Origin of the sequence: Amycolatopsis sp. NPDC005232 (assembly GCF_040607795.1) — a bacterium.
Lineage (GTDB): Bacteria > Actinomycetota > Actinomycetes > Mycobacteriales > Pseudonocardiaceae > Amycolatopsis.
Window position 1 is genome coordinate 26,602 of sequence record NZ_JBEXHL010000012.1, and the last position, 17,090, is coordinate 43,691.

Here is a 17,090-nt window from a genome sequence, read left to right on the forward strand (position 1 = left end):
TTCACGACGCCACCTCCGGTGCGAGGATGCCGGGCTGTTCGAAGAACACGTGCACGAGTTCCCACAGGACGTGGTAGGTCGTGACGTGGATTTCCTTGACCACGCGGGGGTCGTCGGAGCGCGCTCGCAGCACGTGGTCGGCCGTGATGGTGCCCGGGCCGGTCCCGCCCGTGAGCGCGATGGTGAGCATCCCCAGCTCATGGGCGGCTTCGAGGCCGCGCCGGACGTTGGCGCAGTCGCCGTCGGACGAGATGCCGAGCGCGATGTCCTGCGGCTCGGCCAGGAACTTGATCTGGTAGGCGAAAATCTCGTTGAGCCCTTGGCGGTTCGCGACGCTGGTGAGGGTCGCGACGTCGGCCGTCAGCGAAATCGCCGGCAACGCCCGCTTTCCGACGATCACGGGGTGCACGAACTCCACGGCCACGTGCTGCGCATCGGTGCCGGCGCCCCCGTTGCCGAACACCACGAGCTTCCCGCCGCGGTGGAACCGCCGCGCCATTGCGTGACACGCCTGGGCCACCGCCTCCGCTTGCCCGCCCAGCTCTCTACCCGGCACGACGCGGCGCTCGAAAAGCGCCGCCACCGCACCGGAAGAAGTACTCGGAGAGCCGACCATGGCGGCACTTCCCTGCGCTCGGTGGTGGGAGCAGTCCCTTCCCACATTAGAGCTGTGAATTGGATCACACAATAGACTGCGGTAATGGGCAGTAATTCACCCATGTGGTGGCTGACGTTGATCTTGATTCTTCGATTTATCCACAGCCGCTTGGAGCTGTGGATAACTGCGCCCTTTGGGCGTCGCTTTCCCGGAATGGTCGGTAGGGCCCGATAAAATGGGACGGGGACGCCCCCCTGGGAGGGCGGGGGTTGTGTGTCCGTCCGGCTTGTCGGTGTGCGTTGGTGGCGAGGTTGCGCAGGCTGGCCATGAGGCGGGGTGCGGGTGCGGGGGTGGTGCGGGCTCGGGATTGATCTTCTCTGTCGGTGAGGTTGCGGACCCGGGGGAGTGTGTTGTCGATGTGCCAGTGGCTGCGGACGTGCTGTCCGATGTGGGCAGGGTGGGCGTAGTGGCCGGTGAGGCTGGTGAGCCGTGCGCGGCGGGAGTGGAGCGTTGATAGGTGCTGTGGCGCTCAATGAGGAACGCGTGGGTGGCGTGTGGGAAGTCGATTGCCGGGCAGCCGAGGAATTCGCCCAGAGGTGTGGGCTGAATGGTGCGGCGTTCGCTGCGGCCGTGCCCGCTTCCGCCGATGATGTGGGCGGAAATCTCGCGCCAGGGCAGGTGTCGAGCAGGCCGTGGAGATGGTGTTGGTTCTCCTTGACGGTGAACACGTAGTCCGCGCCGTGTTGATGCCGGTAGCGGGGGCATGTTCGGCGGCGGTGTGCAGGGCGTCGGCGGTGACTGCTCGTCCGGCCGGGTCGATCCGGTCCAGCAGCGATGGAAACCAGGTGAGTTCGCCGCTGCCGATCGGAAGCTGGCGTTGACCCGCCGCCGTTGCCGTCTTGTGGGTGAACGCGGCAAGCAGATGAATGCCGGTGTGGCGCGCAGGGACGTGCCGCCCGCCGCGATCGTTGCCCGCGCGGTCTCGGCCAGGTCGGTGTTAGTGGTGTCGTGTTCGGCAAGCCGGCTGCTGATCACGTCGTCGAGGATGTCGCCGTCGACCCGGCGGGCTCACCTGACCAACCAGGAGCCGCGCCCACCCTGCACCCAGGCCAAAAGTCTCTGCCGGAACCCTGCCCGGGAGGGCGCGGCTGCGTGTCTCTGTCCGGCGGCTCAACGAGGCCTCGTGCCCAGCCGGTTCCCGAACCCGTCGTCAAGCGCGGTCATGCTCCCCCTGAGACTCCTCCGCCCGCGACAACCATGTATCCGCCTCCTCCACCGCCCCGCGCGCCTGCAGCATCCGCGCCAAGCTCAACATCCCCTGCACATCCCCGGTCTCCGCCGCCGCGCGGAAGAACCGTTCCGCCTTCGCCAGCTCGTCGCGCGCTTCCGCGAGGTGCCCGAGGTTCGTCAGGGCCGGAATGCTCCCGTGCTCCGCCGCCTTGCGGTACCAGGCCGCCGCTTCGCCCTCGTCGCCGCGGTTGCGGGCCAGGACGCCGAGGTTGGTCATCGCGGCGGCGTCGCCGGCTTCGGCCGCGTCGAGGTACCAGGCTTCGGCCTCGTCGACGTCGCCGCGGCGGTGCAGGAGCAGGCCCAGCCGGACGGTGGCCTCGACGTTGCCGGAGGTCGCGCCCTGGCGGTACCAGGATTCGGCGTCCTGGACCTTGCCGAAGCGTTCGGACTGGCGGCCGAGCAGGCACGTCGCCGAGAGGTCGCCGTCGGCGAGGGCCTCGCGCCACCAGCGCGTGGCCTCGCTGTAGCGGCCGCGTTCGCGCATGACGATGCCGACGTCGATCATCGCGGACGTGTTGCCCGCGCTCGCGGCGCGGCGGCACCAGTCCTCGGCCTCGTCGTAGCGGCCGCGTTCGGCGAGCAGGTGCCCGAGCGCGCCCATCGCCTCGACGTCACCGGTCACGGCGGCCTCGTGGAACCAGTACTCGGCGTCCTCGAACCGGCCGCGCCGTTCGTACGCGCGCCCGAGCCCCAGCATCCCGCGCGGCTCGCCGGCGTGAGCGGCCTCGTGGTACCAGCGTTCGGCCTCGTCGAGCACGCCGCGCTCGGCCAGGAGGTTCGCCAACGCGGTCATCGCGATGCGGTCGCCGCCGGCCGCGGCGCGACGGAACCACGTCTCGGCCTCCGCTGCCTCGCCCCGTTCTCGCAGCGCCGCTCCGAGGCGTGTCATCGCGACGACGTTGCCGCCTTCCGCGGCCTTGCGCTGCAGGTAGTCGTCGACGCGCGAGTTCCACTTCCGCAGCCGCCCGCTCATCGGCCACGCTCCCTTCCGCCTGTCCTCACCTCGGTAGTCGCTCGGCGCGGCGCGGACGTGACACCGTGGTCCCGGACACGGTTCGCGCGCAGCTGAGAGTGTCGGCGCGGTCACGGGCTTCGCGCCGGGCATACTGCCGCCTCCCGAACCTGTCGAGAGGATCACGCGCGCATGGCCCGGACGTTTCCCACCCAGCGGATTCTGCTGGTCGTCGTGGTTCTCGTGGTGGCTGTCGCCGGGATCTGGTACGCCGGACGGCAAAGCGGCGCCGAGCCCACGGGTGCCGAGCCCGCCGACGTCACGCAGCAGCTGGCGGAGCTGAAAATCGCGCCGCGCGCGTCGATGTCCGGCTATTCCCGTGACAAATTCCCGCACTGGGACAACCAGGGGCACAACTGCAACACGCGCGAGCTCGTGCTCAAGCGCGACGGCAAGGACGTCAAGGCCGGCACCGACTGCAACCCGACGTCCGGCACCTGGTTCAGCGTCTACGACGCCGAGACCTGGACCAAACCCGGCGACGTCGACATCGACCACATGGTGCCCCTCGGCCAGGCCTGGGCCAGCGGCGCGCGCGACTGGCCCCAGGACAAACGCGAGCAGTTCGCCAACGACCTCACGCGCCCCCAGCTGTTCGCCGTGACGGACAACCTCAACCAACAGAAGAGTGACAAGGCGCCCGACGAGTGGAAGCCGCCGCTGGTGTCGTTCTGGTGCACCTACGCGACGGACTGGGTGACCGTGAAGCACTTCTACGGCCTCACCATCACGACGGGGGAGAAGACGGCGCTGCAGGACATGCTGGGCCGCTGCCCGGCCGCGAGCTGATCTCCGCCACGGGACCCCTCCGCGCCGTTGACGAGGTGCGTCGAGCTGGCGCCTGACGACGCCGACGGGCACAACAGGCTCGCTATGGTCCTCGGCTGACCCGGCCGAGCCGGAGAGGGCGAAGTCCACCTCCCGCACGCCGCGTACCTTGGCCACCGGCAGGCGCCGGAGACCCTGCGCGGGATGGGCTACTGCCGCCGGTGCGGCGACCAGTGCCTGAGCCGTCCGACGGTGTTCTGCGTGCGTTGTGTGCTCGGCAACGGGGCGAGCGCGGTCGCGCCGAACTGCCCCGTTTGCGGTGCCACGTTGAGCGTTCCGGACGGATTCGGACCTGTAGCCGAGTCGCGCCGGCCGGAATTGTCAGACCGCTCGGTTACTGTCCCCGGCATGGCGACCTTCCTCCTCATCCACGGCGGTGGTGGCAGCGGCTGGGATTGGCACCTCGTCGTCGACGAGCTGCGGCGGCGCGGCCACGAAGCCGTCGCCCCGGACCTGCCGATCGGGAACCCCGAGGCGAAGCTGGCGGACTTCGCGGCCACGGCCACCGCGGCGGTGGACGGGAGGCCGGACATCGTCGTGGTCGGGCATTCCTACGGCGGATTCACCGCTCCCTTGGCCGCTGCGAGGCTGGAAAACGCGCGGTTGCTCGTCTTCCTCGCCGGCATGGTGCCCGCGCCCGGGGAGGCGCCGGGGCAGTGGTGGGGCAACGTCGGGTTCGAAGGCCCCGGCTCAGGCCTCACCGAGACGGAGACCTACCTCGGCGACGTCCCACCCGAGCTGGCGGCAGAAGCCTTGAGCCGCAGCCGCGACCAGCTCAGCGCGGAGTGGGACGACCCGTGGCCCGACGCGCGGCTGCCCGACATCCCCACGCGCGTGCTCCTCTGCCGCGACGACAAGTTCTTCTCGCCCGAGCTGCAGCGGCGCGTCGCGCGTGAGCGGCTCGGCTTCGAGGCCGACGAGATCGACGGGTCCCACAGCGTCGCGTTGAGCCGTCCGGTTGAGCTGGCCGAGCGGCTCGAGCGGTATTTCGCCACGCTCTGACACCGCGGAGCCGCCAAATGGTCCAGACCTATTGACGGGCTGGCTCGGCGATCCCTAACGTCGGTCTCCCGTGCACGGTTCCTCCACCCCGGTCCCCACTGGAGGTTCCGAAAAGTGAAACTCAGAGCCCTCAGCGCCGCCGTGCTCGCGCTCGGCGCGCTCGTCACCGTCCCCGTCGCGACGGCCAGCGCCGCGACTTTGCCCGCGTGCCAGCACTTCTACACCGGCCCGATCCCCGACCGCCCCGTCTCCGGAGGCCACGGCCCGGGCTCCCTCGTCGGCGCGGTCAACGTGAGCAACCGCCTGCCCGCGCCCACCGGCGTCTCCGGCGGCCTCGGCGGCGACGGCAAGGTCACCTTCACGTTCTCCCGCGTGCCGGGCGCCAAGGCGTATCGCGCGTTCCGCAACGGCCAGGCCCTGCAGTGGATCAGCGACTGGGGCCAGCCGACGCTCCAGGTCACCGACGCGAGCCCCTGCCAGAACGCCAACTACCAGCTCTACGCCATGACCGCCGAGGACAACTCGCCCGGCTCGCTCGGCCAGATCTCCACCGCGTACCGCGTGGGTTCGTCAGGTCAGCTGACCCCCTACGCCCTCGCCAAGGGCACCACGCTCAACTACCGCGTCACCGCCTACAACGACGTCGCCCAAACCGCCCTCGGCTACCAGGCCGGCCCGGGCTTCTGCGCCGTCGACGCCCGCAACATCCCTTGGGGCACCCGGATTTCCGTCCCGGGCTACGGCCACTGCTACGCGGCCGACATCGGCAGCTGGATCAAGGACGACATCCTGGACGTCTGGCTGCCCGGCAACCAGGCCAACGACTGGGGCGTGCAACGGCTGACGCTCACTGTCGAATAAGGCCGGTCAAGTAAAGCGGTGAAGGGCACCTTCAGGGACTCGGATTCCCTCAAGGTGCCCTTCACGGACCTTCAGCCGACTGGCAATACTGAGAAGCGTTGTCGCGCAAGGCTTTTGCAGCGACAATCCCGCCCCGCGACGGATCGCTACCAGGCGCAGTCGAACTCCGTCACCACTTGTCGTGCACCAACGGCCGGATCAGCTCGTCATACGTGGCCCGCACTCCGGCCGCCGCTTCTTCCGGCAGCGGGGCCAGCCCGGCCGCAACCGTGTTCCCCCGCGCCTGCTCGGCGTTGCGCGCGCCCGGGATCACCACGGAAACCCCCAGCTGATCCAGAATCCAGCGCAGCGCGAACTGCGCCAGCGTCTGCCCCTCCGGCACCAGCCCGCGCAGGCGCTCCACGGCCTCCAGCCCGACCTCGAACGGCACCCCCGAGAAGGTCTCGCCGACGTCGAACGCCTCACCGTGGCGGTTGAAGTTGCGGTGGTCGTCGGTCCCGAACGTCGTCGCGGCCGTGTAGCGCCCGGACAGCAGACCCGACGCCAGCGGCACCCGCGCGATGATCCCGGCGCCCGTCTCCACCGCCGTCGGCAGCACGCGCTCCAGCGGCTTGAGCCGCAGGCAGTTCAGGATGATCTGCACCGAAGCGACATTCGGCCGCGAAAGCGCCGTCAACGCCTCGTCGCACGTCTCGACGCTGACGCCGTAAGCCTTGATCCGGCCCTCGTCGACCATCCGGTCCAACGCGTCATACACGGCATCCGACGAGTACACGGCGGTCGGCGGGCAGTGGAGCTGGACGAGGTCCAGCGTGTTCATCCCGAGGTTCCGGCGGGACCGGTCGTTCCATTCGCGGAAGTTTTTCTCGACGTAGTTCTCCGGTACCTGCTCGGCGCGGCGGCCCATCTTCGTGGCTACGAACACGCCGTCACCACGCTCCTTGCGGAAGCGACCGACCAGCGTCTCGCTGCGGCCGTCGCCGTAGACGTCGGCGGTGTCGAAGAACGTGACGCCCTCGTCGGCCGCCGCGTGCAGCACGCCCATGGCCTCGGTTTCGTCGACGGTGCCCCAGTCGGCGCCGAGCTGCCAGCACCCGAGGCCGACGGCAGACACCTCACGCCCCAGCCGGGTGATCTTGCGAGTCTCCATACAAGCGATCCTAAGCGGACCCTGATCAACCGCGAGCACTCACGCGACCGGTCCCACCGCGAACGCTGCCCAGACGTACTTCCCGCCCGCGCACGGCTCGTAGCCCCACTCCTGCGACAGCACGTGGACCAGCTGCAGCCCCCGGCTGCGCGCCGCCTCCGGGGAGGGCTCCTTGAGGCGCGGCACCTCCTGGCCGGCGTCGAAGACGCAGATCACCAGCCGTCCCTCCGACAGCCGCAGCTCCAGCCGATCCGGCCGCTCACCGTGCTCGAACGCGTTGGTCACCAGCTCGGACGTCGCCAGCAGAATGTCGTCCCGCCATTCGCAGCCCACCGCCAGCTCATCGAGCTTGGCGCGAACAGCGTGGCGGGCGATCGCGGGCGCGGTGACGTCGTCCGGGAGCGCCAGGCGCACGGTGGCGGGTGTCGTGGTGCCTCGCGTCGGCATCTTCGACGTCGTCATGGCTTCCACCCCTCCCGACCTGTCCGTTACTCGCACCGGCTTACTACCCAAGCGGGGGGACCCCGAATCAGGTGCCCTCGGTGATGTCCGTCTCGACCAGTCCGGTGCGCAGTTTCTTCAGCGTCGACGCGAGCAGGCGCGACACCTGCATCTGCGAAACGCCCACGCGGCGGGCGATGTCCGACTGGCTCATCCCCGACCCGAACCGCAGCGCGACGATCTTGCGCTCCCGCTCCGGCAGGCTCTCCAACATGGGCCGCAGCGCCTCGCGCAGCTCCGCCTGGCTGAGGTTCGCGTCGGGCGCGCCGAAGCGTGTGTGCGCGGAGTTCTCCAGCAGGTTGTCCAGCGAAGCGCCGTAGCGGCCCTGGCCGGCGCGCAGGCCTTCGTAGACGTCCTCCATCGGCACGCCGAGGTGCTGCGCGATCTCACTCGGGCGCGGCGCGCGCGAGAGCCGCACGGTGAGCTCCTCGCGCGTGGCGGAGATGGACGCGTTGAGCTCCTTCAGCCGCCGCGGCACCCGCACAGACCAGCTGTTGTCCCGGAAGTGGTGGCGCAGTTCACCCGAAATGGTGGGGACGGCGAACGCCAGGAAGTCGGTGCCCTGCGTCGGGTCGTAGCGGTCGACGGCGTGGATCAGGCCGACCGTCGCGATCTGCACCAGATCGTCCATGGCCTCGTCGCGGTTGCGGAACTTCCGCGCGAGGTTGCGGGCGAGCTCCAGGTGCTCGCGCACCAGTCTGTCCCGGATCTCCTCACGGCGCGGGGAGCCTTCGGGCAGCTGGGCCAGCTCGTCGAACAGCGACGCCACATCGGTCTCGTCGCCTTCGGCGGGGGTGGTCACGGGCGCGCCACCTCACTCTCCCGGACGAGCTGAACCCGGGAGAGGTACCGGCCGTCGGCCGGGGTCACCGTGCGTCGCGCCGACGTGGCCAGCGCCGTGAGCAGCTGCCAGGACAGACCGGTGTCGTCACCGTGGTCCGGGGTGTCGGCGACCACCGACACGGTGACCTCGATGCGCCCCTCGATCCAGGAGAAGACGCAGGTCAGCTTGCCGTCGGCCGCGGACGGCAGGAGCATCGAGCACGCCTCGTCCACCGCCATCCGCAGGTCTTCCACCGCGTCGAGGTCGAAGTCCTGGCGCATCGCGATGTCCGCGACGATCGTGCGCAGCGTGGGCACCACGTGCGGGATGGCCGCCGTCCGCACCTCGATGAGCTGGGCGTCCTCCCGATCGAGCGGGGCGTTGTCCTCCACGTGCGGTCCTCTCTCCGGCTCACTCGGCCGTGTGCTGTGCTGCCCGGTCTGCTCATGCCCGGGGTGTGAGCAAACCAAACCCGGGTTTGATTCGCGCGACCGGCGGGCATGTAGCGGTCGAAGTGCTGATCCCGGGAAAGGTGGGGACGAGATGGCTGACGTGAGCCGGCTGCCCAACGTGGTCGCCGAGGAGTGGGAGTGGCAGCTGCAAGGTTCCTGCCGTGGCGCGGACAGCAGTCTGTTCTTCCACACCGACAACGAGCGTGGGTCCGCACGCGAGCGTCGTGAGTCGCGCGCGAAGGCGATCTGCCAGACCTGCCCCGTGCTGGCGCAGTGCCGTAAGCACGCCCTGACCGTACAGGAGCCGTACGGCATCTGGGGCGGCCTCGGCGAGATCGAGCGCCGTGAGCTGTTCATGCGTGAACGCCGCGCCGCCAAGCGCGACCCGCTGTCCGCCTGACCCAGCCCCGAACCTGCCCCGCGTGCCCCGCCGGCACGCGGGTCGCTGTGCGCGCGGCCGTTCGCCGGAATGACCATGCCGCCGTCCGGCTCTTGCCCGCCCGTGCCGTTGTCCGGGACAGTGGCGGCCGACGCGGCGGCAGTCACCCACTGGGTTAGGGTTGGACTTTCCAGATGCCTGGAACCGTGAACGGTTGCCGCTTGAGATACAGGCGCGTACCGGCGCAGCAGCAGCAGCGCCTGACGAGGAGAAACTGCATGCCCGCAGCCGACCAGAACGCCACCCCTCCCGGGTTCGGCATCACGCTGGACACCGAGGCCGCCGAGCCGCGGGTGGTGGTCAACGGTGAGCTCGACCTGCTCACCAGCCCGCAGCTGCAGGAAGCCCTTGCCGGGTTGATCGCGGACAAGAGCTCGCAGCGCGTGGTGGCCGACCTGACCGGGGTGACCTTCTTCGACTCCTCGGCGTTGAACGTGGTCCTGCACGCCCAGCGGCAGGCTCGTGAGCAGGACGTCGAGCTCGCGGTGGTCCCCAGCTCGGCTGTGAGCCGCGTCATCGAGCTCACGGGAGTGGCCGAACACCTGAGCGTGTCGGAGGAACCGCCCGCCTGATCCCCGATACGGTCGCGCGGACCTGAATTCCGCTCGCGACCTGGGGGAGATCCACGATGATGGGGCGCACCCACGCCCTGACCGGCTGGTGCGCGGGCCTCGCCCTCGCGCCCGCGGTCGGCGCCGGTTCGTTGCACCAGGCGGCGGTCTTCGCCGCCACCACGGCCGGCTTCGCGTTGCTCCCCGACCTCGACCACCCCGGCGCCAGCGCGTCCCGTCTCCTCGGCTGGCTGACGGGCGCGTTGTCGTGGCTCCTGCGCCGCGTTTCGTCGGCCGTGTACGCACTGACGAAGGGCCCCCGCGACGAGAAGGTGACCGGCAAGCACCGCCACCTGTCGCACACCGTGCTCTTCGCCGCGGGCCTCGGCTTGGCAACGTCGGCGGGCACCGCGGCCGGCGGCCCGTGGGCGGTGTTCGGCGTCGTGGTCTTCGGGCTGTTGCTCGCTGAGGGCGCCTTGGGCGACTGGCTCTTGCCGGTCAGCGTCGGCGCCATCCTGTGGTGGTACTTCACCGCGCCGCCCGACCACGCCGCGCAGCTGCAGCAGATCTCGGGCTGGCTCGGGATCGCCGTGGCGGCCGGGTGTTTCGTGCACTGCCTCGGCGACTCGCTGACGGAGTCCGGCTGCCCGTTCCTCTTCCCGCTGCCGATCGCCGGCGAGACCTGGTACGAAATCCGGCCACCGAAGGTTTTCCGGCTACGGACGGGCAAAAAGGTGGAGACGCGGTTGGTGTTCCCCATTTTCGTTGTGGTGGGAGTGCTTCTGGTGCCCGGCGTGTGGGGCTGGACGACCTCGACGGCCGAACGGCTCTTCAGCCCACCGGCGGCGCAGACTGCGACGCAGTGATCCGCTTCGCTGCCGCGGCGGTGTCCGTGTAGTCGCGGGTGTGGGCGATCTTGCCGTCGCGGATGGTCAGCACCATCACGTACGACGAGACGAACGCTTCGCCACCGAACTCGCCGTGGAGGTCGAACTCCGTGACCAGCACGGCCGGGTCGGTGGTTTCGTGCACGACGACGTTGTCCGCCTCGGTCATCCGGCGCACGGAACCCGCGGCGCGGAACCGGCGGCGCAGCTCTTCGCGCCCGTGCGTCAGGCGCGGCACTCCGGCCGGGGTGAAGGGCATTTCCAGCACGACGTCCTCGGCGTAGAGATCCGCCAGGTCGTCCCAGCGGTTCTCCACGGACGCGTCCAGGAATCGCTGGAACACTGTCGCAGCACCGGTCATGGTGTGCGCCGCCGCGGTGTTGGGAAAATCGCGGTACGTCGTGATCTCTCCATTGTGGACGGTAACCAGCCCGACCGACGACGGAAACCCGTAGCTCTCACCGGTGTGCGGATTGCGGCCCTCGACGGTGAGCTCCGCGACGAACCCGTCGGCCAGTTCGCGGATGCCGACCCGCACGGAGTCCAGCCCGAGCGCACGGGCTCGGATGGTGCCGTCGCCGAGCGTCGCCAGGATCGCTTCCCTGCCTTCGACGCGGTGGCCGTGAAAGGGGAGCTCGTACACGGCTTCGGCGGCGAAGACGTCGGCGAGCGGCCCAGGGTCGAGCGTCTGCATGCTGCGGACGAAGAGCTGCGAGATTTCGGACACGGTTCGGCTCATCAGGACTTCTCCGAGGAAGAATAGGGTTGAATCGGAACGGTGCACCCGGTTCCCACGATACGGAGTGAGCGCTCCGGTTGTCAACGAGATCGAGGAGGACGCCCGTGGACAAGCCACTGCTGCGCGCCGACGCACGCCGCAACCGGGCGCGGGTGCTGGCTGCCGCCGAGGAGGCCTTCGCGGCCGACGGGCTGGCCGTGCCCCTCGACGACATCGCGCGGCTCGCGGGCGTCGGCGCGGGCACTGTTTATCGGCATTTTCCCAGCAAGGAGGCGCTTTTCCAGGCCGTGGTGCTGGAGCGCCTGGAGCAGTTCGCCGCGGAGGCCCGGTCACTGGCGGACGCCGAAGACCCGGGCGCGGCGTTCTACGACTACTTCGCCCGCGTGATCAAGCAGGCCTCCCTCAACCGCGCGATTTGCGAAGCCCTCGGCGCCACCACGGGCTCGGCGTACAAGGCCGAGATCGGCACGGAGTTCCGTACGAATCTCGCCGCCCTGCTCGAACGCGCACAGGCGGCGGGAGCGGTTCGCGCCGACCTCGATGGGGATGACCTGCGTGCGCTGATCGTCGGTGCTTTGGCGGTGGAGCGGTATTCGCCGGGTAGTCATCATCTGGTTCGTGTTCTGCTTGACGGTCTGCGTGTGGTTGGTTCGGCGAGTTCCTGAGTCTCCGCTGTGGTGAAGTGAGTAGGCCGTGGGCGCCGTCCGCGCCGACCTCGACGGGTGGCGACATGCGTGCGCTCATTGCTGGGGCCTTGTGGTGGAGGGCTATTCGCCCGGCTGTCAGGATCGGGTCCGCGTCGTGCTCGACGGCCTTCGTGCGGTTGGTTCGGCAGGATCCGGAGCTCGCTGCGCCGCAGCCAACCTCGACCCCCGCCACCCTCGACTCTCCGTGACCTGTCCCCGTAACACGCCGAGCTCGCCCTCGCGATCGCCCGAGTTATCCACAGTGACACCGAGTTGTGGACAACTCGGCCCTCTGCGCAGCTTTTCAACGGCCCCGCCGCCACCTGCCGGTAGAATGGAGATGGGACGCCCCCCTTGGGAGGGCGGGGGTTTTGCCTGGTGAGCGCCTCGCAAACGGCACTTGGCGAGCGTCGAGCGGGGCGCTGCGGCGGCGGTGAAGAGCCGTGGTGCCGGTGCGAGTGCCGTCAGAGCGGCAGGGTCGCGAGGGGCGGCGCCGGTGGCGAGACGAAATCGGCAAAACCCGGTGGTACTGAACAACGTTTGCTCCTGGCCAGGCCAGCCGGGCCACCTCTCCGAGCACCTCGAACCTGCGGCGCGATGCCACCTGATCACAAACCTGAGTCAAACCAGCTCAACTTGCACAGTCTGTAACGGCGCATAAGATCAACGCGACTACTCCTCGTACCCGCGCGTCGGCTCGGCGAGGGAGGTGCCGGTTTGTCCAACACGGCTCCGACCTGGGGTTCTGTCGTCGTAACCGGGCTGGCCGGCTTTGCCGTCGGTCTGCTTGTGGCGGCACTCCTCGTGGCCGGGAACTCACCGACCCGTCCGGCGGATTCGTCCGTTCCGTCGTCGCCGCCACCTGCGCAACCGGTCACGGTGACGGTGACGGGCCAGCCACCACCCCCGGTGACGGTCACGCAGCCGCAGTCGCAGTCGCAGTCGATGTCGGAACCCCCGCCGCCGCCGAGCACGACGACGTCGACAGTCTCCGTGACCCGCGAGCCGCCGGCGCCGGTGACGGGGTCGGGGTCGCCGACGTCGTTGGGGCCGACGTCGGCCATCGCGCCGAACGTCGCGTCGCCGCAGTGGTGGATGCAACCAGCCGGCCGGTACCGCACGTCTGGCTGACGTGCGAAGACACCTAGCCGCTGCCGTTCTCCTGCTCGGCCTCACCGCCTGCAGCCCACCACCGCCGACGTGCCCCGCCATCGCGGCGCCCGCAGGGTTGGCCATCGATGTGCCGGCAGGGCAGTTCAGCCGAGCCGAAGTGACCGCGTGCTGGGCCGCCCAGTGCACCCAGCGCCAGGTGGAGCTCCGACAAACAACCACCCCCGGCCCCACCACCTGCACCCCGACCGCCTGCGCGGCATCGGCTGTGCCGACCGGCGGGCGGTACGGGTTCGTCGAGATCCCCGGACTGCCCGCCGCGCCCGTTGACGTCAAGCTCGTGTTCGACGGCGGCGAACCCCTGCGAACGACCGTCCACCCCCAGGCACCCCGAGCGAGCCAGTGCGGCGAACCGGGAGTCCAAGCCCGCCTGGTCGTGGGGCCCGACGGGACCGTTCGCTAACCCACGTCCCGCCGGCGCCAGCCGAAGAGCCCGACCACCAGGCACACCACCGCGATCAGCAGCAGCCACACGATCGGCGTCGCCGTGAAAGCGGCGCCCGGGAGCTTCGGCGGGTGCTGGAACGGCGAAACGTCCAGCACCGCCTGCGGCGCGTTCACCACCGGCCCGAACAGGCTGATCAGCAGCCCTAGCGCGCCCGCGGCCCAGGCAAGCCCGGTGAACCGCGGCAGCAGCCCGAAAAGCAGCGTGCACACCGAAACGATCACCCACGTCGCCGGTACCTGCACCAGCACGGCCGTCAGCATGTCGGCCACGGAACCGCCGACATCGCCGGATCGCAGGCCGTGCGAAATGCCCAGCAGCACCCCGCCGACGAGCACCAGCAGCGCCGTCCCGACGTAGGCGAACGCGAGGTGGCTCGCGGCCAGCCGGAGGCGGCCGACGCGGGTGGCGAGGAGCGGTTCGAAACGCATGCCCGTTTCCTCGGTGCGCATCCGCAGCGTCGCCTGCACGCCGTACAGCGCGCTGAGCATGGCGAACAGGCTCACCATCGTCGCGAGGAACGCGTCGACGATCGCGTCGGAACCGCCGAGGCGCTCGAAGATCTGGCGCGTCTGCTCGGTGTCGCCGACGAGGCCGGAGATGCCGCTCGCGATGGAGCCGAACAGCGCGCCGCCGACGGCGAAGCCGATGACCCAGCCGAGCAGAGGACCGCGTTGCAGTCGCCACGCCAGCGCGAACGGCGTGCGCAGTGAAGGCGCACCACCCGCGGGCCCCGGACGGGGCGGCACCAAGCCGGTGCCGACGTCACGTCGTGGCAGGAGGGCGTAGCCGGCGGCGCCGAGCACCAGCGTCGCCGCGACGGGCAGCAGCAGCACCCACCAGCGTTCGCCCGCGAAGGGGCGCACCTGCTGCGACCAGCCGATCGGCGAGAGCCACGAGAGCCAGTGGGCGTCCGACGTCGAGTCACCCGCGCCGCGCAGCAGGAAGGCGACGCCGATCACGGCGGTGCCGATGCCGTTGGCCGTGCGCGAGTACTCGGCGAGCTGCACGGCCACCGCCGCGACGCCCGTGAACACCAGGCCCGCCAGCGCCGTGCCCGCGCCGAAGGCGAGCGCGCCGTCGGCCGGCAGCTTCGCGCTGATCATGGTGCCGACCTGGATCACGCCGATCAGCACGCTCGCCGCGCCGGACACGAGGACGGCCGCCGTCAGTGCCGCGTAGCGACCGACCACAGTGGACGCCAGCAGCTCCGCACGGCCCGAGTCCTCCTCGGCGCGCGTGTGGCGCGTGACCGTGAAGACAGCCATCAGCCCGATGAGCAGCGCGAGGAACCCGCCCATGCGCCACGCGATGAAACCGCCCGCCGTGGTGAGGTCGAAGGCCGGGCCGTAGAGCAGGGAGAACGACGGGTTGGCCAGGGCGCCCGCGGTGAGCGCCGCGCGGCTGGCGGCGTCGGGGTAGAACTGGTCGTAGCTCGACACCGTGGCGGCCGGGACGATGCTGAGCAGCACGATCCAGATCGGCAGGATCACACGGTCGCGCCGCAGCGCCAGCCGCGTGAGGTGCCAGGTGCCGACGAGCGCCGTGTTCGTGGCCGGCGCCCTCGTGAGGGTCGCGGTCATTTCCCGGCCCCTTCGGTGTAGTGGCGCAGGAAGAGCTCCTCCAACGTCGGCGGCTGGCTCACCAGGCTGCGCACGCCCACCTGCGTGAGCTGGCGCAACGCGTCGTCGAGCGAGCGCGTCTCGACGTCGAAGCGCACGCGGTTGCCGGTGACCTCGAGGTCGTGGATGTCGGCGAGCTTGGCCAGGCCGTTGGGTGGGCCGGCCAGCTCCGCGGTGATCGAAGTGCGGGTGAGGTGGCGCAGCTCGGCGAGCGTGCCGGACTCGACGGTGCGGCCGTTGCGGATGATGCTCACCTTGTCGCACAACGCTTCCACCTCGGCGAGGATGTGGCTCGACAGCAGCACGGTGCGGCCCTGCGCGCGTTCCTCCTGGATGCACTCCTGGAACACCGATTCCATGAGCGGGTCGAGGCCCGAGGTCGGCTCGTCGAGGATCAGCAGGTCCACAGTGGACGCGAGCGCGGCCACGATGGCGACCTTCTGCCGGTTGCCCTTCGAGTAGGTGCGGCCCTTCTTGCGCGGATCGAGGTCGAACCGCTCGATGAGGTCCTTGCGCCGGCTCTGGTCGAGCCCGCCGCGCAGGCGCCCGAGCAGGTCGATCACCTCGCCGCCCGACAGGTTGGGCCAGAGGTTGACGTCGCCGGGCACGTAGGCGAGGCGGTGGTGCAGGCTCGCCGCGTCGCGCCACGGGTCGCCGTCGAGCAGGCTCACCTCGCCGGCGTCGGCGTGCAGCAGCCCGAGCAGAACCCGGACAGTGGTGGACTTCCCGGCGCCGTTCGGGCCGAGAAAGCCGTGGACTTCCCCCACGGGAACCTGGAGATCGAGGCCGTCGAGGGCCTTTGTCCGGCCGAACGACTTGTGAAGGCCGGAGATCGAGATGGCGTTTCCCATGTTTCGGAAGCTACACTCGTTTCACGAAGTTGTGAAGTTAAGAAAATGTCTGGATATAGTGATCATGGCCTGGGGCGTGCGAGAGGATGGACGGATGACGACGCAGCGAGACGAGGACGCCGTCCGCCGGTACGTCGAGAGCCTGGGCCTCGTGCTGTCGCAGATCGGGATGCAGCGCATGGCCGCCCGCGTCTTCGCGGCCCTGATGACGACCGACGAGGGTCAGCTCACGGCCGCCGATCTGGCGTCGCAGCTGTCGGTGAGCCCCGCGGCTGTTTCCGGTGCCGTGCGGTACCTGGAGCAGGTGGGGCTCGTGACGAAGGTCCGCGAGCCGGGCGAGCGGCGTGACCACTACCGGCTCTACGACGACCTTTGGTACGCCACGTTCCTCAAGCGCGACCGGTTCCTGATCATGTGGCGCGACGCGGCCGAGGAAGGCATCGACGCGCTGGGCGCGGACACGCCGGCCGGCAAGCGGCTGGCGGAGATGCAGGACTTCCTGTCGTTCGCGCTGAAAGAGATCACGAACCTCTACGACCGGTGGCACGAGGAGCGGGCGAAGCGGCGGGCCGCCGAAGCCTGACGGCTCACCGGAGCCCGGCGATCAGAGTCTTCGCCAGGCGGGCCGCGACGGCGTTGCCGCTGTCGGTGTCTTCGAAGGAGTCAAGGAAGGCCTGCTGGAAGCACGCGCCGAGCAGCAGGCGCGCGGCCGCGTCGAGGTCAGTGTGGGCGGGGATGCGGCCGAGTGCGGCTTCGGCCCGCAGGTACGTCTTCACCAGGACGATCGGCTGGTCGGGGCCGTGTCCGCTGTCGAGCGCGGCACGGTGGGTGCGCAGCAGGTCGCGCGACGAGAAGATCGAGACGGAAATCGGGAAGCTCGCCCGGTAGAACTCGAGCGCGGTGCCGGCGAGCTCGGTCAGGTTCTGTTCGAGCGACGCGTCCGCGGCGTGGCGCGTGAGGCGCTCGGCGGTGGCGCCCAGTGCCGGCAGTTCCTCGCTCAGCACGGCGAGGAACAACGCCGTCTTGTCGCGGAAGTGCTTGTACAGCAAGGCTTCCGAATAGCCCGCGGCCTGCGCGATGGCCTTGGTGGTCGCGTGTGCGTAGCCCTGCTCTCGCATGACCTTGGCGGCTGCGGCGACGAGGTCCTGACGGCTTCCCAATGGTGCTCCCTGAGGACGTTCTC

Annotated in this window: 18 protein-coding genes; 8 read left to right on the forward strand and 10 right to left on the reverse strand. The window is 69.9% G+C overall.

Translation table 11 applies throughout. From position 1 onward, the window contains the following. Position 1: 1 nt before the first annotated feature. Positions 2–616: an SIS domain-containing protein gene (locus ABZU76_RS23005; RefSeq protein WP_354872872.1), complete on the reverse strand. Its 615-nt coding sequence runs from the start codon at positions 614–616 to the stop codon at positions 2–4. 1,192 nt (positions 617–1,808) lie between these two features. Beyond that, positions 1,809–2,861: a tetratricopeptide repeat protein gene (locus ABZU76_RS23010; protein WP_354872874.1), complete on the reverse strand. Its 1,053-nt coding sequence runs from the start codon at positions 2,859–2,861 to the stop codon at positions 1,809–1,811. 171 nt (positions 2,862–3,032) lie between these two features. On the opposite strand from ABZU76_RS23010, the gene ABZU76_RS23015 reads away from it, so the two are divergent. From ABZU76_RS23015 to ABZU76_RS23025, 3 genes are all read left to right on the forward strand, one after another. Beyond that, a complete protein-coding gene (locus ABZU76_RS23015; RefSeq protein ID WP_354872876.1) occupies positions 3,033–3,689 on the forward strand; it encodes an HNH endonuclease family protein in 657 nt (218 codons plus the stop codon). 387 nt (positions 3,690–4,076) lie between these two features. Next, positions 4,077–4,730, forward strand: coding sequence for an alpha/beta hydrolase (locus tag ABZU76_RS23020; RefSeq protein ID WP_354872878.1), 654 nt, complete (start codon positions 4,077–4,079; stop codon positions 4,728–4,730). Positions 4,731–4,844: 114 nt separating this feature from the next. Further along, a complete protein-coding gene (locus tag ABZU76_RS23025) occupies positions 4,845–5,591 on the forward strand; it encodes a 3D domain-containing protein (RefSeq protein ID WP_354872881.1) in 747 nt (248 codons plus the stop codon). 169 nt (positions 5,592–5,760) lie between these two features. Here the strand turns inward: ABZU76_RS23025 and ABZU76_RS23030 are convergent, their stop codons facing one another. The 4 genes from ABZU76_RS23030 to ABZU76_RS23045 form a co-directional block, all read right to left on the reverse strand. Further along, positions 5,761–6,741, reverse strand: coding sequence for an aldo/keto reductase (locus ABZU76_RS23030; protein WP_354872883.1), 981 nt, complete (start codon positions 6,739–6,741; stop codon positions 5,761–5,763). A 39-nt stretch (positions 6,742–6,780) separates the two neighbouring features. Further along, positions 6,781–7,203: an ATP-binding protein gene (locus ABZU76_RS23035; protein WP_354872886.1), complete on the reverse strand. Its 423-nt coding sequence runs from the start codon at positions 7,201–7,203 to the stop codon at positions 6,781–6,783. A 67-nt stretch (positions 7,204–7,270) separates the two neighbouring features. Then, positions 7,271–8,044 (reverse strand): SigB/SigF/SigG family RNA polymerase sigma factor, encoded by a 774-nt coding sequence (locus ABZU76_RS23040; RefSeq protein ID WP_354872888.1) that lies wholly within the window; start codon positions 8,042–8,044, stop codon positions 7,271–7,273. After that, positions 8,041–8,457, reverse strand: coding sequence for an anti-sigma factor (locus tag ABZU76_RS23045; protein ID WP_220245740.1), 417 nt, complete (start codon positions 8,455–8,457; stop codon positions 8,041–8,043). The genes ABZU76_RS23040 and ABZU76_RS23045 overlap by 4 nt, the downstream gene beginning before the upstream one ends. Before the next feature lie 151 nt (positions 8,458–8,608). On the opposite strand from ABZU76_RS23045, the gene ABZU76_RS23050 reads away from it, so the two are divergent. The 3 genes from ABZU76_RS23050 to ABZU76_RS23060 all read left to right on the forward strand — a co-directional run bounded on the left by ABZU76_RS23050 (position 8,609) and on the right by ABZU76_RS23060 (position 10,373). Beyond that, positions 8,609–8,917: a WhiB family transcriptional regulator gene (locus ABZU76_RS23050; protein WP_220245741.1), complete on the forward strand. Its 309-nt coding sequence runs from the start codon at positions 8,609–8,611 to the stop codon at positions 8,915–8,917. A gap of 257 nt (positions 8,918–9,174) precedes the next feature. Continuing rightward, positions 9,175–9,528: an STAS domain-containing protein gene (locus ABZU76_RS23055; protein ID WP_220245742.1), complete on the forward strand. Its 354-nt coding sequence runs from the start codon at positions 9,175–9,177 to the stop codon at positions 9,526–9,528. A gap of 59 nt (positions 9,529–9,587) precedes the next feature. Further along, positions 9,588–10,373 (forward strand): metal-dependent hydrolase, encoded by a 786-nt coding sequence (locus tag ABZU76_RS23060; protein WP_354873315.1) that lies wholly within the window; start codon positions 9,588–9,590, stop codon positions 10,371–10,373. Here ABZU76_RS23060 and ABZU76_RS23065 read toward each other — a convergent pair. Beyond that, complete coding sequence (locus ABZU76_RS23065; protein WP_354872893.1) at positions 10,339–11,133, reverse strand: nuclear transport factor 2 family protein; 795 nt, start codon at positions 11,131–11,133, stop codon at positions 10,339–10,341. The two genes, ABZU76_RS23060 and ABZU76_RS23065, sit on opposite strands and share 35 nt — an antisense overlap. A gap of 104 nt (positions 11,134–11,237) precedes the next feature. On the opposite strand from ABZU76_RS23065, the gene ABZU76_RS23070 reads away from it, so the two are divergent. Further along, positions 11,238–11,798: a TetR/AcrR family transcriptional regulator gene (locus ABZU76_RS23070; RefSeq protein ID WP_354872896.1), complete on the forward strand. Its 561-nt coding sequence runs from the start codon at positions 11,238–11,240 to the stop codon at positions 11,796–11,798. Positions 11,799–13,388: 1,590 nt separating this feature from the next. Here ABZU76_RS23070 and ABZU76_RS23075 read toward each other — a convergent pair. Next, complete coding sequence (locus ABZU76_RS23075) at positions 13,389–15,017, reverse strand: ABC transporter permease (RefSeq protein ID WP_354872899.1); 1,629 nt, start codon at positions 15,015–15,017, stop codon at positions 13,389–13,391. Continuing rightward, positions 15,014–15,907 (reverse strand): ABC transporter ATP-binding protein, encoded by an 894-nt coding sequence (locus ABZU76_RS23080; RefSeq protein ID WP_354872903.1) that lies wholly within the window; start codon positions 15,905–15,907, stop codon positions 15,014–15,016. Before ABZU76_RS23080 ends, ABZU76_RS23075 begins: the two co-directional genes overlap by 4 nt. Before the next feature lie 94 nt (positions 15,908–16,001). Between ABZU76_RS23080 and ABZU76_RS23085 the strand changes: the two genes are divergently transcribed. Beyond that, positions 16,002–16,490 carry a MarR family transcriptional regulator gene (locus tag ABZU76_RS23085; protein WP_354872906.1) on the forward strand — a complete coding sequence of 163 codons (489 nt, stop codon included), beginning with the start codon at positions 16,002–16,004 and terminating at the stop codon, positions 16,488–16,490. Between the two features lie 4 nt (positions 16,491–16,494). On the opposite strand, the gene ABZU76_RS23090 is transcribed toward ABZU76_RS23085, so the two are convergent. Then, positions 16,495–17,067 (reverse strand): TetR family transcriptional regulator, encoded by a 573-nt coding sequence (locus tag ABZU76_RS23090; RefSeq protein ID WP_354872909.1) that lies wholly within the window; start codon positions 17,065–17,067, stop codon positions 16,495–16,497. Between the last annotated feature and the right edge of the window lie 23 nt (positions 17,068–17,090).

Bases quoted from the DNA above. Each gene is read 5' to 3' on its own strand.
- ABZU76_RS23005 (WP_354872872.1), bottom strand. From the start codon at position 616: ATGGTCGGCTCTCCGAGTACTTCTTCCGGTGCGGTGGCGGCGCTTTTC.
- ABZU76_RS23010 (WP_354872874.1), bottom strand. From the start codon at position 2,861: ATGAGCGGGCGGCTGCGGAAGTGGAACTCGCGCGTCGACGACTACCTG.
- ABZU76_RS23015 (WP_354872876.1), top strand. From the start codon at position 3,033: ATGGCCCGGACGTTTCCCACCCAGCGGATTCTGCTGGTCGTCGTGGTT.
- ABZU76_RS23020 (WP_354872878.1), top strand. From the start codon at position 4,077: ATGGCGACCTTCCTCCTCATCCACGGCGGTGGTGGCAGCGGCTGGGAT.
- ABZU76_RS23030 (WP_354872883.1), bottom strand. From the start codon at position 6,741: ATGGAGACTCGCAAGATCACCCGGCTGGGGCGTGAGGTGTCTGCCGTC.
- ABZU76_RS23035 (WP_354872886.1), bottom strand. From the start codon at position 7,203: ATGACGACGTCGAAGATGCCGACGCGAGGCACCACGACACCCGCCACC.
- ABZU76_RS23050 (WP_220245741.1), top strand. From the start codon at position 8,609: ATGGCTGACGTGAGCCGGCTGCCCAACGTGGTCGCCGAGGAGTGGGAG.
- ABZU76_RS23055 (WP_220245742.1), top strand. From the start codon at position 9,175: ATGCCCGCAGCCGACCAGAACGCCACCCCTCCCGGGTTCGGCATCACG.
- ABZU76_RS23060 (WP_354873315.1), top strand. From the start codon at position 9,588: ATGGGGCGCACCCACGCCCTGACCGGCTGGTGCGCGGGCCTCGCCCTC.
- ABZU76_RS23065 (WP_354872893.1), bottom strand. From the start codon at position 11,133: ATGAGCCGAACCGTGTCCGAAATCTCGCAGCTCTTCGTCCGCAGCATG.
- ABZU76_RS23075 (WP_354872899.1), bottom strand. From the start codon at position 15,017: ATGACCGCGACCCTCACGAGGGCGCCGGCCACGAACACGGCGCTCGTC.
- ABZU76_RS23080 (WP_354872903.1), bottom strand. From the start codon at position 15,907: ATGGGAAACGCCATCTCGATCTCCGGCCTTCACAAGTCGTTCGGCCGG.
- ABZU76_RS23085 (WP_354872906.1), top strand. From the start codon at position 16,002: ATGACGACGCAGCGAGACGAGGACGCCGTCCGCCGGTACGTCGAGAGC.